16 protein-coding genes are annotated in these 14,361 nt (G+C 42.3%); 6 read left to right on the top strand and 10 right to left on the bottom strand.

The features are described 5' to 3' along the window. Positions 1-12: 12 nt before the first annotated feature. The gene (locus C7B70_RS11235; protein WP_106369138.1) at positions 13-1,077 is read right to left on the bottom strand and encodes a metal ABC transporter substrate-binding protein; all 1,065 of its coding nucleotides are present in this window, start codon (positions 1,075-1,077) and stop codon (positions 13-15) included. A 208-nt stretch (positions 1,078-1,285) separates the two neighbouring features. Between C7B70_RS11235 and C7B70_RS28320 the strand changes: the two genes are divergently transcribed. Then, positions 1,286-1,414: a hypothetical protein gene (locus C7B70_RS28320; protein ID WP_255409329.1), complete on the top strand. Its 129-nt coding sequence runs from the start codon at positions 1,286-1,288 to the stop codon at positions 1,412-1,414. Position 1,415: 1 nt separating this feature from the next. Here the strand turns inward: C7B70_RS28320 and C7B70_RS11240 are convergent, their stop codons facing one another. Next, positions 1,416-1,745: a type II toxin-antitoxin system PemK/MazF family toxin gene (locus C7B70_RS11240; protein ID WP_106369139.1), complete on the bottom strand. Its 330-nt coding sequence runs from the start codon at positions 1,743-1,745 to the stop codon at positions 1,416-1,418. Further along, entirely contained in the window at positions 1,733-1,993 is a 261-nt protein-coding gene (locus C7B70_RS11245) for an AbrB/MazE/SpoVT family DNA-binding domain-containing protein (protein WP_106369140.1), read from the bottom strand. Before C7B70_RS11245 ends, C7B70_RS11240 begins: the two co-directional genes overlap by 13 nt. Positions 1,994-1,999: 6 nt before the next feature. On the opposite strand from C7B70_RS11245, the gene C7B70_RS25905 reads away from it, so the two are divergent. Continuing rightward, complete coding sequence (locus C7B70_RS25905) at positions 2,000-2,182, top strand: hypothetical protein (protein ID WP_146134030.1); 183 nt, start codon at positions 2,000-2,002, stop codon at positions 2,180-2,182. Here C7B70_RS25905 and C7B70_RS11250 read toward each other — a convergent pair. From C7B70_RS11250 to C7B70_RS11260, 3 genes are all read right to left on the bottom strand, one after another. Next, positions 2,165-2,425, bottom strand: coding sequence for a hypothetical protein (locus C7B70_RS11250; protein ID WP_106369141.1), 261 nt, complete (start codon positions 2,423-2,425; stop codon positions 2,165-2,167). The genes C7B70_RS25905 and C7B70_RS11250 overlap by 18 nt on opposite strands. Continuing rightward, on the bottom strand, positions 2,422-2,622 hold the full coding sequence (locus C7B70_RS11255; RefSeq protein WP_106369142.1) for a hypothetical protein: 201 nt from the start codon (positions 2,620-2,622) through the stop codon (positions 2,422-2,424). The genes C7B70_RS11250 and C7B70_RS11255 overlap by 4 nt, the downstream gene beginning before the upstream one ends. A gap of 364 nt (positions 2,623-2,986) precedes the next feature. Further along, on the bottom strand, positions 2,987-3,385 hold the full coding sequence (locus C7B70_RS11260; protein WP_199192197.1) for a nuclear transport factor 2 family protein: 399 nt from the start codon (positions 3,383-3,385) through the stop codon (positions 2,987-2,989). Between the two features lie 308 nt (positions 3,386-3,693). Between C7B70_RS11260 and C7B70_RS11265 the strand changes: the two genes are divergently transcribed. Together C7B70_RS11265 and map are read left to right on the top strand one after the other, a co-directional pair. Beyond that, positions 3,694-6,330: a pitrilysin family protein gene (locus tag C7B70_RS11265; protein WP_233220895.1), complete on the top strand. Its 2,637-nt coding sequence runs from the start codon at positions 3,694-3,696 to the stop codon at positions 6,328-6,330. A gap of 189 nt (positions 6,331-6,519) precedes the next feature. Then, complete coding sequence (gene map, locus C7B70_RS11270; RefSeq protein ID WP_106369145.1) at positions 6,520-7,347, top strand: type I methionyl aminopeptidase; 828 nt, start codon at positions 6,520-6,522, stop codon at positions 7,345-7,347. A 118-nt stretch (positions 7,348-7,465) separates the two neighbouring features. On the opposite strand, the gene C7B70_RS11275 is transcribed toward map, so the two are convergent. From C7B70_RS11275 to C7B70_RS11285, 3 genes are all read right to left on the bottom strand, one after another. Continuing rightward, complete coding sequence (locus C7B70_RS11275; RefSeq protein ID WP_106369146.1) at positions 7,466-8,017, bottom strand: hypothetical protein; 552 nt, start codon at positions 8,015-8,017, stop codon at positions 7,466-7,468. Positions 8,018-8,087: 70 nt separating this feature from the next. Continuing rightward, entirely contained in the window at positions 8,088-8,582 is a 495-nt protein-coding gene (locus tag C7B70_RS11280) for a YidH family protein (RefSeq protein WP_233220896.1), read from the bottom strand. Beyond that, positions 8,549-9,592, bottom strand: coding sequence for a YheT family hydrolase (locus C7B70_RS11285; RefSeq protein ID WP_106369148.1), 1,044 nt, complete (start codon positions 9,590-9,592; stop codon positions 8,549-8,551). The genes C7B70_RS11280 and C7B70_RS11285 overlap by 34 nt, the downstream gene beginning before the upstream one ends. Positions 9,593-9,789: 197 nt before the next feature. On the opposite strand from C7B70_RS11285, the gene C7B70_RS11290 reads away from it, so the two are divergent. Further along, a complete protein-coding gene (locus C7B70_RS11290) occupies positions 9,790-10,536 on the top strand; it encodes a response regulator transcription factor (protein WP_106369149.1) in 747 nt (248 codons plus the stop codon). 69 nt (positions 10,537-10,605) lie between these two features. Here the strand turns inward: C7B70_RS11290 and C7B70_RS11295 are convergent, their stop codons facing one another. Next, the gene (locus C7B70_RS11295; protein ID WP_106369150.1) at positions 10,606-13,728 is read right to left on the bottom strand and encodes a hypothetical protein; all 3,123 of its coding nucleotides are present in this window, start codon (positions 13,726-13,728) and stop codon (positions 10,606-10,608) included. Positions 13,729-14,135: 407 nt separating this feature from the next. Here C7B70_RS11295 and C7B70_RS11300 point away from each other — a divergent pair, with 407 nt between their 5' ends. Further along, a complete protein-coding gene (locus tag C7B70_RS11300; RefSeq protein WP_106369191.1) occupies positions 14,136-14,333 on the top strand; it encodes a chlorophyll a/b-binding protein in 198 nt (65 codons plus the stop codon). The last annotated feature ends 28 nt before the right edge of the window (positions 14,334-14,361 follow it).

The raw sequence follows: 14,361 nt of genomic DNA on the forward strand, positions 1-14,361 counted from the left end.
TCTTATGCGTTGCTACTTGGTATTGGTACTGGCACTCGCTGTTGGCCCAACAACATTAGCAGGATTGAGTTTATTTACTAAATTGGAATCACCCCCCAAGTTACTCGCTAGGATACGTAAGTTATCTGCCATCATGCCGATGTAAGTATGTTGGGGGTTGGTATTTTCTAAGGCATTTGCTGAACCGTCTCCTGGCAAGTCATCATCAGAGGTATTAGCAGTTTTTACCTTAGCTTCGCGGGCAAGTTGTTCTGCAACTTTATTAGGGTAGACTTCCGAACCAAATACCGCCGGAACTTTGGTTTGCCGGATTTGATCGATTAATTTAGTAATATCTTGGGCTGATGGTTCATTAAAATCTGAAGGTTGAATTGCGCCAATTACTTCAAAACCGTATTCTCTTGCCCAGTATGCCCAAGAGTCATGATAAGTTAGAAGCTTGCGATTTTGGGCGGGGATGCTGGCTACAACTTCACGAGTCACTTTATCTAGTTCATTTAGGCGTTGCAAATAGTTTTTGAGATTATTAGCATAATACTCTTTGCCTTCAGGGTCTAACTCTGTAAGATGTTGAGCGGCAAGTTTAGCATAAGCTTCAGCATATTTGGGATTGACCCAGAGGTGGGGGTTTGGTTCGCCTTTTTCTTTGGGAAAGCTAAAGTCAAAAAGCCACTGAGCCTCGGTAATAGTTTGATCACCTAGCTGATAGACTTTGGTGTCTTGCTGCTTAGAAGAACTTGCCAATTTTTGAGTTGGTGCTTCTAAGCTTAAACCGTTGACAAGAATTAGATTTGCTTTACTTAATAAATCTGCATCGGAAGGGCGAGGTTCAAAGGTGTGCGAATCTGTGCCTTCCGGGATGATGCCTCGCACTTGGACGCGATCGCCAGCAATATTACTAACAATATTTGTTAAAGGAGCTACGGTAGTAACAACCAAAAGTTTATTTTGAGCTTGATTATTGCTAGTAGATGTACTGGCAACTTCCGACGGACTCGGAGATACAGCTACATTTTGATTATTGCAAGCGATCGCTGTAAAGCTCAATGCCATTAATAAGGCATATACCTTCTTCATTAATGATTTATTGTCCTAAATTAAATATATAGATTATCAGTAGAGCTTTTCATGGCTCCTAGATGCAATGCCATGAGGGGGCATTTTTAGCTAATTTTGAGATGATTTTTAGATTTTTTTTGATAAAATCCCCCTTAGTACATATTTTTTAGCTATTAGCTCGACTTTAATACTACTGCGCCTCAAATAGTGGAAGGGGTAAACAGGGATGACAATTAATTACGACAACATAGGTCTGCGATCGCGCCCTAACTTCTTACTGGTTCAACCAGTCATGCAAAGCGTATCACTGGCGGGAATGTATGCCTTCGTATCGCTACAAGCCCTTATTAAGTAGCTTACTCGGCAAACATCTCAGCTAAGGTATCAAGAACCACTCTTTGCTCATCAAGACCAATCTGTCCGAGCTTTTCGATTAGTCGCGTTTTATCTATCGTGCGGATTTGATCTAGAACAATCTGCCCATCCTTACCCTGAAACTGACAAATAACACGAGTAGGGTAGGTCTTCCCTTTTGTAGTCATTGGAGCAATTATAACCGTCGCAATATAACGGTTCATCTCGTCTGGTGATATAACAACACAGGGGCGTGTCTTCTGAATTTCACTTCCAACAGTGGGGTCAAGATTAACCAGAAAAACATCGAAACGGTTGACTACCACTCCCATTCAACTCGATCCCAATCGGTAGTATTAACTTCATCATGAAGAACATCATCGTGTTGAGTTGCCATTGCAGCAAAGGCTTCCTCCCATCCACTTCGTGAACGCGAGGCTGTGCGAATAGTTAAGACTTCCCCCTGCACCTCAATTTCCACTTCTGCATGAATACCGCTTTGTTCCAAGAGGAGCTTAGGGATACGAACCCCTTGAGAGTTGCCAATTTTAACAATTCGGGTTCTAATAGCTGCGCCCATATTTAGATGATTTCAAGAATAAAATGTAATTACATTGTAGCTACTGAAGAAAGATTTTTCAATGGTTTTGGGAGGCGATCGCGCGTTAACTTCTTAAGACTCAATACAGTGCGATCGCGCGATAACTTAACTACAGAAATATCTCAATCCGTTGCGTTGCAAACTCTTGTGTTATCCCCCTCTAAGTAATTGGTCATACTCTGAATGCGTCCCAATCCAAAACCATGCCATGTCATCACTATCTTCTACTACTAATGCACGATAATGAAGCCCTATTCGCACCGACCAAAACGAACCTACTTTCTTGAAATGAAGCGATGGATATCGAGAATCTTGCTTAAGTAGCTCATAACATCGATTGGCAAGTATCTGAATATCGCCTAGCAATTGCCTGTAGTGATACCAGAAGTCAGGAGTTGCACGGTATCTCACAGGTCAGTACAATGCCCTTCCCGTAAATGTCTTAGTGCCTTTTCAGCTAACTTATCAAGACGACCTGCGGCGACATCTTCCTCAAATTGCCGATCCCAAACCTCTGCATCAAAATCAGCAAACCAGGATCGAAAAGCAGCAAGCTCCTCTGAGGACAATTGTTTGATAGCCTGCTTAACATCTTTCAAGTTATTCATACATATAAAAGAATCTTAGGCGCTATAGATTTATTCCATTTTACCGAAGGGCGCATTAGTTATTGCATCAGTTATTGATTTGTACCCGAAGCCTTAACTATTGCTTTGGTAGGCGATGCTCTGCGAGCGCGCTTGCGCTATCGCGCTAATTTCTTAGGACTCTGGCGACGCGGCCGAACATCTTTGCTTGCCTCATCTCGGATGACGCGGGCGGAAACGGCAAACAAAAACACAGACTTTACCATACAACATCATAACAAAGTCGTTATTTGAGTCTCACGTCCATTGAATTGTTGTGTTGCGCGCTTGCTTTCAGCAGCCAATGTTTAATAAAGAGCGATTGCTGGAACTGATAACCGAAACATCATTGTTCTTTAGAAGTTTTGGTTTTTTGAATCATCTCTTGGATTGTTTCAGTTTCGCCGATTTCATAAAGACTGATTAATCCATCCTCAATGGTAAAGATTTGCTGAACTGTTGCATCCGCGAGCAAATTGCCTTGCAAATCTTTGATGATTTGATGAACGGTAACGACGTTCCGATTGTTTTCGTCTGTCTCAAATTTTAATGTCTCAAGCTCAGCTTGAATATCCTTAAATTGATTAGTCCAATATTCGCGCACTGCGTCGCGTCCATAAACGAAACCGCCTTCCAATCCGTTCGCCCATTTCACGTTCGGGCGCATCAATGAGATGATTGTTTCGATCTCGCGTTTGTTAAAAGCATCGTATAAATTTTGCAGAAACTCTTGATTTGTAATCATAGTCATTCACTCGTACAATACGAGCGTCGTTAAAACAAGAAAGCAGGCTAACTATTTATTGTACGGAATAGGGAAACTTTCGGTTATTTAAAAGGATTCGTTGCTGCTCTAAGTTGAAACTCCCTGCTTATCGCTAAGATCGGCTTAACCCAACTGCTAAAGTACCGGAATTTAAAAAGCATTAGTGTATGTTCTTTCTATCCAGGCGACATCGTTTGTTATTTATCCTGTTTAGCGTCTGCTTGAGTGCAACGCTATTGTTTAATAACTCTTTTGCTATCTCTGCACCATTAACTACTAAAAAACCAATGTCGCTTTCTGTAACTGAAAATGTCCGCAAAACTGTCTTAGAAAATGGGCTTACTGTTTTAACTAAACAGGTTAAAACTGCTCCCGTTGTTAGCGTCCAAGTATGGTATCAAATTGGTTCGCGCGATGAAGCTCCCGGTGTAAACGGCATTGCTCATCAATTAGAACATATGTTGTTTAAAGGTACGACTAGCCGCCCGATTCAGTTTGGACGCTTGTTTAGTGCTTTGGGTAGCGATTCTAATGCTTTTACAAGCTACGATCAGACGGCTTACTTTGGTACTGTCGAGCGCGGCTTAATGGAAAGTCTTTTAGAGCTAGAGGCTGACAGAATGCAAAATGCTCTAATTAATGCCGAACAATTGACCAGCGAAAAGCGGGTAGTAATTTCTGAGTTGCAAGGATACGAAAATAGCCCCGACTACCGTTTGGGTAGAGAGGTAATGCGTGCTGCCTTGCCAAACAGTCCCTATGGATTGACTATCGGCGGCAGTAAGGCAGATGTAGCTAAGTTTACGGTTGAACAAGTCAAAAGTTATTACCGCAACTATTACAGCCCCAAGAATGCCACTTTGATAATTGTGGGAGATTTTGAACCCGATGCTACTTTGGCAAAGGTTAAAGAGATTTTTGGCAAAGTTCTTAATGCCCAAGAAAAGATTGTTAAACCCCAAACAACAGCAACTAAGCCCGAAACTGGGACAAAACAGCCGATTGTTTTAAAAGAGCCGGGTGCAGCTTCATTGTTGCAAACTGTCTATCCGTTAGTAGATATCAATCATCCCGATGCCCCTATTTTGGATGTACTGAATAGCATTTTGACCGAAGGACGCAACTCTAGACTTTATCAAGCTTTGATTGAGTCGGGACTCGCTAGTAACATGAATGGTTACGCGGCTACTTTGGCTGGTGGTGGCTGGTACAACTTGGAAATAACCGCCGCACCCGGACAAGAATTAGCAAAAATCGATACTGTTTTGTTGGATGCGATCGCACTTTTATCTGAAAAAGGCGTAACTGATGACGAACTAAACCGCGCTAAAACTCAACTAAAAGCTTCTGTATTGCTCAACAACCGCGATATTGCTTCCCAAGCAATGCAAATTGGCTACGACCAAACAACCGCCGGAGATTATCGTTTTACCGATCGCTATTTAGCCGCCATTGATAAAGTCAGTCTCAAAGACGTACAGCGCGTAGCCGCAAATTACTTAGCACCAGATAAACGGACGGTAGGCTTATTTGAACCAACCAAGCAAAACGGCGAAGCAAGCCCTGGGGGAAATCCTACTCAAATGACGGAAAACTTTAGCCCTGGAGCGCCTGTAGACCCCGCCGAAGTAGCAAAGTATTTACCAAAAGTAGATCCCGCCATACCAACTCCCAAAGCTTTACCAGAGCAATTTACTCTAACTAATGGTGTAAAAGTGTTATTGCTACCAGATGATAGTACGCCAACGGTAACTTTAAGCGGTTTTATCAAAGCTGGCGCAGAATTTGACACGCAACCCAAAGCTGGACTCGCGGCTTTGACGGCGGAAAACTTGCTAAGTGGAACAAAAACTAAAGACGATCTCGCGCTTGCTAAAGCTTTAGAAGATCGTGGTGCAAGTTTGAATTTTAGGGCGTTGCGTGAAGGTGTAGACATTAACGGCTATAGCTTGAAGACAGATTTGCCCGTTGTCCTAGAAACTTTGGCTGATGTAGTCCAAAATTCCACCTTTCCTAGCGATGAAATCGAACTTAGTCGCCAAAGAGCTTTAACTAGCCTCGACTTGGAATTAGACGATCCTGCACGTGTGGCGCGACGGGTATTTCAACAAACAATTTATCCTACCAATCATCCTTTCCATACTTTCCCCACCCAAGAAAGCCTAAAAAGCCTTAGTCGTGAAGACGTTGTTAGTTTTTACCAAAAACAATATCGTCCCGATCAAATGGTATTAACTTTAGTGGGCGACTTTGAGTCAAAACAAGTGCGGAGTCTATTGGAAAAAGCCCTAAATGACTGGAAAGCTGAAGGAAAAACCCCAGTTGCTAATTATCCTGATGTCCCTGACTCTAAAAAAGTAGTCCAGCTTAACCCCTCTTTACCCGGAAAGACTCAATCTGTTACCTATATAGGCGATCGCGGTATTAGTCGCAAAGACCCCCGTTTTTATGCTGCTTTGGTACTAAATCAGATTGTAGGCGGTGATACTTTATCTAGTCGCTTGGGTACAGAGTTGCGCGATCGCCAAGGTTTGACTTACGGCATTTATAGCTACTTTAGCGCCGGAAGACAAGCAGGGCCCTTTGTCGTCTCTATGCAAACCGACTCAGAAGACGCTAACAAAGCTATTTCTAGCGTCCGCGCTCTCCTAGCTCAAATTCACGACAAAGGTGTCAATAAAGAGGAAGTAGCCGCAGCTATTCGCTCTTTAACTCGCGGTTACAATGTTGGTTTGGCAAATCCTGACGAATTAGCTAACACAATTAGACTTAATGAAGTTTATGGATTAGGCAAGGACGAATTAAGCTCTTTTTCTGCCAAAATTGAAGCTGTAACGCTAGAAGACGTGAATAAAGCCGCTAAAGAATTACTCCAAAGTGATAAATTTGCGATCGTTACGGCGGGAGGAAATACCGCTAAATAACAGTAGGATTTAAAAACCAATGTAGAGACGTTGCAATGCAACGTCTCATTGCCAAAATTTATACAGCTTTAGCAACACTAGGGTAATCCTAAGCGATCGCCTTCCTGAAAAGGTTTCGGTGAGGCAAAGCTTTATTAAAGCTCAATTGATAAGTACGATATATTTACGTGCTTTTCCATTAGTTAATCCATGAATATTTTTAGCAGCCTATTTTCCCAACCCGTTCAAACTCCTCGTTCTAATAAACAATCTAAAGGAATTGAAATTAAATCCGAGCAGCAAATTGAAATTATGCGCCAGTCAGCAAAGATTGTCGCCACTGTATTAAAAGAAATATCCCAACTGGTAAAACCGGGGATGACTACCCTAGACTTAGACTCTCATGCCGAAAAGCGCATCCGAGAAATGGGCGCAACTCCTAGCTTTAAAGGCTATCACGGCTTTCCCGGTTCTATTTGTGCCAGTATTAATAACGAAGTAGTACACGGCATTCCTAACCCTAAAAAAGTTATCCGCGCTGGTGATGTCTTAAAGGTAGATACAGGAGCATTTTATCAAGGCTTTCATGGCGACTCTTGCATTACTATTGCTGTGGGCGCAGTAACTCCCGAAGCTGCGAGATTAATAAAAGTAGCTGAAGAAGCCCTTTATAAAGGTATCGAGCAAGTAAAAGCCGGAAACTACCTAATGGATATAGCCGGAGCAATTCAAGATCACGTTGAAGCAAATAAGTTTAAAATAGTTGAAGACTTTACTGGGCATGGTGTCGGGCGCAATTTACACGAAGAACCCTCTGTATTTAACTATCGCACTCGTCAATTGCCGAATGTCAAGTTAAAAAAAGGCATGACTTTAGCTATTGAACCAATTTTAAACTCTGGTTCTAAACTAACACGTGTATTATCTGATCGCTGGACAGCCGTTACTGTTGATAATTCTTTGTCAGCGCAGTTTGAGCATACAGTTTTAGTTACTGATGATGGCTATGAGATTTTAACTTGTCGCACTTTAGTGTAGCTCGATAAAATATCACAATAACTTGTTAGTTAATAAACCTACGGTGAAATAGGTTTTGAGAGGCTGAAAAGCTCTATTACTGAGCAATAAATAAGTCAATAACGCCTATATTTTGGGATTAATTAACAAGAACTTTGCCGTCTTTTTCAATTCTAATCGCGCTTTGTTGTTCGTTTAAAGCTGGCGCTTCACTCAAAGAAACTTCTAGCAATCCTGAATTAGCAATAGAAGTAGCAGCAATTTGGATAAACCCATTATCGGGACGAACTAAAGTAATAGTTACAGGAGCAGGTAAGTCTTTGAGTACAACTTCTGTCTTTGCTGCTAAAGTTCGCCGCTCGGTGTATTTGATCGCCTCGTAAGTAATTGCAGTATTGGTGGTATTTTTTAATTTGACACTTACTTTACCGTTGATAGGCGTTACAGTGGCGATCGCATTACTACTTTCTTCAGGTAAAGGCGGGACTAATGGAGCGCTTGGTTTTGTAGGATTAATGGGTGAGCGATAGCGCCTATAAAGCTGTTCGTTAAATATACTTGGTTTAGGATTAAGCACTCCACCTGTTGTAGGCGAAGAAGTATGAGCTAAAGAGTTTAGCGGAATAGCGACAAATAGCAAGCTACCGCAGATTACAACTAATTTATTTTTGCTTCTATTGAGTTTACGCATATTGCCTAAATTGTTTTTACGATAAAGTATTAAGATTATCCCCTATCTTCATCTAATAATAGCTATAAAATTACTTAAATAGATTAGAAAGCGCATGGCGGCGAGGCTTTAAGGGCAAATTACTATCGTCTATAGGTGGAGAAATAGAGGAGGAGTCTCGCCACAAGACTAAAGGAATACTTAAAGATCCCAAAATTGTTACAACTCCCGCCATCATCCAAACTAATAAGCGATTGGGGCGATAATTTCCCCGTTCTATTTGCCAAAAAACTTGATTGTATCGCCAAGCTGCTAAACAAATAACAATAATCCCAAAAATTACTAACGTAACTCCCAGGTTTTCTGATGTAAAAAAAGAGTTAATCGCTACAGGTTTTTGAGTAACTGCTACTTGAATTTGACGCAAAAATAAGCCAAATCTGGCGATCGCAAAACCAAAGCCAATTAAAGCAATAGAAGTTCGCAGCCAAGCCAAAAACGTCCGCTCGTTGGCTTGATGTTCCCGTTGGCGATCAATCACAGGTTTTACCATTACTTGTCGCACCAGTCCAAAATTCGATTCCATGCCCACCAAGGATCAGGATCAAAGGCAAGTTGTTGACCTTCTTGGCTATTTATATACCCCACATGACCGCCATAATCAGTTAAGACTAAGTCAATATGCGGATTAGCTCTACAAGAGGCTTGCAAATCGGGAATGATTGCCGGATCGAACATGGGATCGTCAGCAGCATAAATAATTAAAGTGGGCTTTTTTAAGTGAGGTAATATATGCAAGCCGCTACTAGCCTCGTAATAAGCCTCTACCGTAGGAAAACCCAAGCGCTCAATAACTAGCTCTTGGTCAAAACCCCAGATGCTAGTCGCCCTCTCAATAGCCGCTAAATCAATTTCTCCAGGGTGAGCATGATAAATTTTTAGAGCTAGTTTTTTTAGTTCTTTAGCGATCGCTCCCTCCAAATACTTACCCCAAGGATCTTTAACCAAATAATTGAGACTTCGCACCGAATCTAAGCTGGGACAAATTACCGCCGCGCCGCCAATTTCGGCAATATCTAGCTCTATTTCCTGATTGCTCGTCAATTCTTGTGCCGCTTTTACCGCCCACAATGTTAATTGTCCACCCAGAGAAAAACCTGTAAACCAAAAATTGGCAGGACATCCCAGGGCTTTAGATTGGGCAGCAATGCGAACAAAGTCTTCTCCTTCAAACAAACCATCAGAAGTCAATGTTGGCGATAACAAAGCGGTTTTACCGTGCGCTCTCCAATCAAACAGCACGACTGCGTAGCCTTGGGCAAAAGCTTTGCGTCCCAATAATCTTAAAAACCACTGATTATCTAACGATCCGGTAATTCCATAGGTTCCAATAATCGTACCGCGCGGATTGTTGGGAATGGCAAAAATGCCAAAAATTGGTACGCCTTTAGCCCCAGTAAAAACTTTTTCTTGGTAAGGTGGCTCTGGATGTACCGTTGTCTTTTCCCATTGCTGACTAGCAAATAGGGCTGTATAAACAGTCATTAACGAGCCATTTTTTAGCCACCAAGGGGGAATATAGGCAAAATTTGACATAGTAAGTTCTGATTAGATGCCAATTACCATGTTATTTCGGTTTACTGCCGAATAATTTTATTTTCATACTCGATTGAATAATACATTTAGTGAAATCTTTAGATTATATTTAGAATGCTCTGTATAATAGTTACAGCAATCTTTGTATCCTCCAAAGGTGCTTATTTATCCTCAATATCTCCAAAGATTTTTTAATAATGCCTCGGATACTTGTTATCGATGACGATCCAGCGATCTCAGAACTCGTAGCAGTCAATCTAGAAATGGCTGGGTATGAAGTTACACAAGCAGAAGATGGGATTAAAGGTCAAGCTTTGGCAATGCAAATATTGCCTGACTTAATCATGCTCGACTTAATGTTGCCTAGAGTTGATGGGTTTACAGTTTGTCAACGCTTGCGCCGTGATGAACGGACGGCAGAAATTCCCGTACTAATGTTAACAGCTTTAAATCAGACTCAAAACAAGGTAGACGGGTTTAATGCAGGAGCAGATGATTACTTAACTAAACCCTTTGAAGTAGAGGAATTGCTGGCTAGAGTTCGGGCTTTATTGCGCCGTAGCGATCGCCTTCCCCACGCAGCCAAGCATAGCGAAATTCTTAACTATAGTTCATTAACTTTAGTACCCGAACGTTTTGAGGCAATTTGGTTTACAAAAACTATTAAGCTAACTCACCTAGAATTTGAGCTACTGCACTGCTTGCTACAACGTCATGGGCAAACGGTATCTCCTAGCGAGATTTTGAAAGAAGTTTGGGGCTACGATCCCAATGATGATATTGAAACTATCCGTGTTCACATTCGGCATTTGAGAACAAAACTAGAACCCGATCCTCGTCATCCTCTCTACATTACGACGGTTTATGGTGCGGGTTACTGTTTAGAATTACCCAACGTTGACTCCTCAATCCAGCCTAATAACTTGCCTGTAAGCGCTAATTAAAAAAGTTAAAATTAACTCAAAAAAAAGCCCCCCAAAGCTTGGGAGGCAAAGTCAAAATTAACAGACGATCTAACCAGCTACAGCTAAAGCTCCAGCGATCGCCGAACAAATGGCAGAAACAACTGCTGTACCAGCTAACCATTGAGCAGCCGTTGCGGCGGCTTTACGGGTTTCTTCCGCTTGCTTTTGGGCTTGATGCTTAACATCTTCCAAACGTCGTTGGGCTTCGTGCTGGATGCGCTCGGCTCGTTGTAAGACACTATTGCGCGCCCCTTCAATTTGGTCAATAATTCGGTTTGCATCAGCCTCGCTAATATCTTCCCGAGAACTCATTACAGCAACTAGAGTATCGCGGTTAAACGAACCTAGGCGATCGCGAATTGAGTCAAAACCCGCTTGGGGATCATCAAACAACTGACGGACATCGCGTTTGATGCCATCATAGTTAAGTTCGGGACGATCAAGAGCATTAAGGTAATTACGAATTTGACCAAATACACCATCAAGCGTATCTTGAATGCGGCGTTGTACCGCCCTTACTTGCTCAACAAATTGTTCGCGTACAGCTAAAACTTGATCGACAATCCGCGCCGCTTCTTCCTCCGACATATCGCCCCGCGCTTGCAGCAAAGTAACTACTGTATCGCGGTCAAAATGAGCTAATCTGTCGCTAAAACTTTCTACCCCGGCTCTTGGATCGTGGATTAATAGCTGCAAATCGCGCTTAATACTTTCAGGATTAAGTTCATCTTTACCCGTATTTCGCAAGTAATCTTCAACATTGGCTTGGAAAGTTTGAACTCTTTGCCCAGTTCTAGCGGCTAAACGTCTGGGACTCTTTATAATGTTACGAATCGAACCTTGCACTCCGTCAATGACTTGATTTACCTGATCTTCGCTCAAATCTCGGCGTTGACTGAGCAATTGCACTAGAGTATCTCGATCTACTTGAGACAAGCGGCGGCGTAAAGCCAAAGCCCCCTGTTGAGGATTTTCAAAGAGTTTAGAGAAATCGCGGGCAATTCCTTCAGGGTTCAATTCATCTTTACCAGTATTTCGCAAGTAATCCGATAAAGTTGTTGTCACTGAATCGTACTGATCTTTAGCTAAAGCCGTAACGTTTTGCGGTGCGTGGCGGAGGTTTCCCCAGACTGATTCTACTTGATTGATAGTCTGATTGATTTGGTCTTCATTTAAGTCTTGACGCTGATTGAGCAACTGTACCAAAGTGTCGCGGTCAAAACGAGATACTCGGCTTGCGATCGCACTCATTCCGGCTTGGGGATCGTTTAACAGGGTTTTAAGTTCACTTGCGATCGCATTAGGGTTAAGTTCATCTTTGCCAGTATTCCGCAAATAAGATTCTAAATTCAACCATAACGACTCTGCTTGAGCTTTCCCTTGGTCTACCAAGTTTTGTGATTCAAACAATACGCGATCGCGCTGTGCTTCTAATAGTCCAACAATTTCCCCCGCTTCAGCTTCGGAAACATCGTTGCGCTGAAGCAATACTTCGCGCATGGACTCTCGATCTAAAGAAGCTAGACGAATACTCAAAGTTTCATGATTTGCCTCCGAATCTTGCAGTAGCGGCTTAAAGCTGCGTTCAATTCCTTCGGTAGTCAACTCTGACTTACTTGTAACTAGCAAATAGCTTTCTACGGCTCTTTGCAAGTCTTGGGCAGCCTCTTTCTCCTCTTGTCCTCTAGAAATAGTCAGAACTTCAGTACGGATGCTTTCTAGGCGATCAGCAATCGAGGCAATTTGCGTTTGGGTAAGAATCCCGCGCTGTTGCAACAGTTGCACAAAATCGTTACGAGAAAGTTGTTCTAATTGACGGCGTACTGCTCCAGGGTCGGCGGCTGGATCGTACAATACATCATGGAATTCTTGGGCAATTTTTTCAGAACTCATTTGCCAAGCATAAGTATTGAGCAAATAGTTTTCCACATCGGCGCGGATGGTACTGTAAGGCAAATTAGGGGTTTTTATTCCTGTTTGCGTCGCAATCTTATCTGCTTGCTCGGTTACTTTGTCTTTGGCGCTAGTAAGAGAGCCGATAATCTTTTCTACATCAAAGTCTGAAAGATCCGTGCGTCCCATTACTAACCCGATGAGAGTATTCATGCCTGTTTGCAGAATACCCGGCGCATTGTCTGAAGGTGCTTTTTTGTCAGCATCTTTTGTTTGACGCATTTGGGCCATCAAGCGATCAATCTTGCTATCTAGTTCGTCAGTTTTTGTTTGTCCTGGTGCAACGCCTTTAAGATACTCTACCAATTCGCCCATGTGGTCAGTTTGGGGTTCGTGGCGATCAACTACTTGCTTCCATACCCCTTCTAATTGCTCGACAATCCGGTTGCGATCTTTCTTAGATAAGTCCGTGCGGCTGCTGACCAATTCGACAAACTTCTCTCTGTCTATATTGCGTAAATCGCTACTTCCGGCTACAGCTTTTAGCTGCGGATCGTTGAGCAATTTTTCAAATTCGCCCTTAATTTTGCTTAAGTCCAATTCGGGAGGACGCAGCATTTGTAAGTAGTCTTCGACATTTTCCCGAATACTCATTGGATCCATACCCGACCCTAACTCGCGACGGATTGCTGAAGCGGCGGCTTCGGCAGTAGCGACGACTTGATTATTTACAGCTTTTGCGCCCAAGGCGGCGGCGGCAGTTCCCATCAAAGCCTGCATTCCAGACGTTGCGGTATTGATTAAAGAGCCAACGAGCGATCCTACACTACTTGAACCTACCCACACTAAGAGCAAGAAGTAAGCTGCCCAAATTACTAAACCAATGATCGCGCCAAGTCCTGAACTTTGAATCAAACTTAGTTTTACTGCCAAAAAACAAGCGATCGCTAAGGAAACACTGACACTAATTAAGGTTCCTAACCCCAAAGCCGTGCCAATTTTTCGCATAGTACCGCCAAAGCTTGTCGTTTCGTTGTCTGTGTCACTTTCGTTCTCATGCGACGAACTGCGCCCTAAAAGAAAGGCTACACCAACGTTAGTTAGTAATAGCTGTATGGCAAAAGCCAGCACTACCCCGGCAATTAAAGCCACAAAAAACTTGGGGCCTGAAAACAAAAGCGCCGTATCTTCTGGAGTTTGCACTCCTTCTGTGACTGGAATTTGTGCTAACCACAGCATTTTGTCCAGTCCCAGTGTCATCCCAATATGTTCAAACATGGTATACCTTTCGTCAAACCTTAACTAGGCGTTGATTTATAAATTGTGTGAGGTGAAAACAGTGTATCTCTTACAGTACCCAACATTGATGTCAGTGGCAGTTTATAACATCCCCCCTTAGTCTGAAAAGTATATCTTTAGCAGGATGAACCAAGGCAAGCAAACTAGCAACCAACCTAAGTAATTTGAGTAATCAAGTATAATTTAAGTTGTTAAACCATTAAATTGAGTAACTTACATTGCAAAATGTAAATTTTAGTCTAACTATTGATAGAAATCTTTACAAAAAGCTTGATGCAAATCAACCTTTAGAGTTGGTTAAAGTCTGTACCTAGAGACAGAAAGCAGGATTTAGATAGTTAGGTAAAGTGGAGACAGAAAACACAATTATTTACAAAGTTAAGAAAATGGAAACCAAAAGCACTAACTTACCACCCGTCGCTACAGCTTACAACGGCAAAGATCGTAATGCGTTCTTATTTGGTTTTAATCCTCAAGCAGAGCTATGGAACGGACGCTTGGCGATGATTGGATTTTTGGCTTACTTACTTTGGGATCTAGCGGGTTATAGCGTAGTGCGCAATGTGCTGCATTTAGTTGGTTAATTAGCTGATAACTACATAGTCTGAGAAA

Source organism: Chlorogloea sp. CCALA 695, assembly GCF_003003885.1.
GTDB lineage: Bacteria > Cyanobacteriota > Cyanobacteriia > Cyanobacteriales > Chroococcidiopsidaceae > Aliterella.

What these genes read in the sequence shown, in the direction of transcription:
- C7B70_RS11280 (WP_233220896.1), bottom strand. Translation starts at nt 8,582, where the DNA reads ATGGAATCGAATTTTGGACTGGTGCGACAAGTAATGGTAAAACCTGTG.
- C7B70_RS11295 (WP_106369150.1), bottom strand. Translation starts at nt 13,728, where the DNA reads ATGTTTGAACATATTGGGATGACACTGGGACTGGACAAAATGCTGTGG.
- C7B70_RS11235 (WP_106369138.1), bottom strand. Translation starts at nt 1,077, where the DNA reads ATGAAGAAGGTATATGCCTTATTAATGGCATTGAGCTTTACAGCGATC.
- map (WP_106369145.1), top strand. Translation starts at nt 6,520, where the DNA reads ATGAATATTTTTAGCAGCCTATTTTCCCAACCCGTTCAAACTCCTCGT.
- C7B70_RS11300 (WP_106369191.1), top strand. Translation starts at nt 14,136, where the DNA reads ATGGAAACCAAAAGCACTAACTTACCACCCGTCGCTACAGCTTACAAC.
- C7B70_RS28320 (WP_255409329.1), top strand. Translation starts at nt 1,286, where the DNA reads ATGACAATTAATTACGACAACATAGGTCTGCGATCGCGCCCTAACTTC.
- C7B70_RS11240 (WP_106369139.1), bottom strand. Translation starts at nt 1,745, where the DNA reads ATGGGAGTGGTAGTCAACCGTTTCGATGTTTTTCTGGTTAATCTTGAC.
- C7B70_RS11275 (WP_106369146.1), bottom strand. Translation starts at nt 8,017, where the DNA reads ATGCGTAAACTCAATAGAAGCAAAAATAAATTAGTTGTAATCTGCGGT.
- C7B70_RS11255 (WP_106369142.1), bottom strand. Translation starts at nt 2,622, where the DNA reads ATGAATAACTTGAAAGATGTTAAGCAGGCTATCAAACAATTGTCCTCA.
- C7B70_RS11260 (WP_199192197.1), bottom strand. Translation starts at nt 3,385, where the DNA reads ATGATTACAAATCAAGAGTTTCTGCAAAATTTATACGATGCTTTTAAC.
- C7B70_RS11285 (WP_106369148.1), bottom strand. Translation starts at nt 9,592, where the DNA reads ATGTCAAATTTTGCCTATATTCCCCCTTGGTGGCTAAAAAATGGCTCG.
- C7B70_RS11265 (WP_233220895.1), top strand. Translation starts at nt 3,694, where the DNA reads ATGTCGCTTTCTGTAACTGAAAATGTCCGCAAAACTGTCTTAGAAAAT.
- C7B70_RS11245 (WP_106369140.1), bottom strand. Translation starts at nt 1,993, where the DNA reads ATGGGCGCAGCTATTAGAACCCGAATTGTTAAAATTGGCAACTCTCAA.
- C7B70_RS25905 (WP_146134030.1), top strand. Translation starts at nt 2,000, where the DNA reads ATGATTTCAAGAATAAAATGTAATTACATTGTAGCTACTGAAGAAAGA.
- C7B70_RS11290 (WP_106369149.1), top strand. Translation starts at nt 9,790, where the DNA reads ATGCCTCGGATACTTGTTATCGATGACGATCCAGCGATCTCAGAACTC.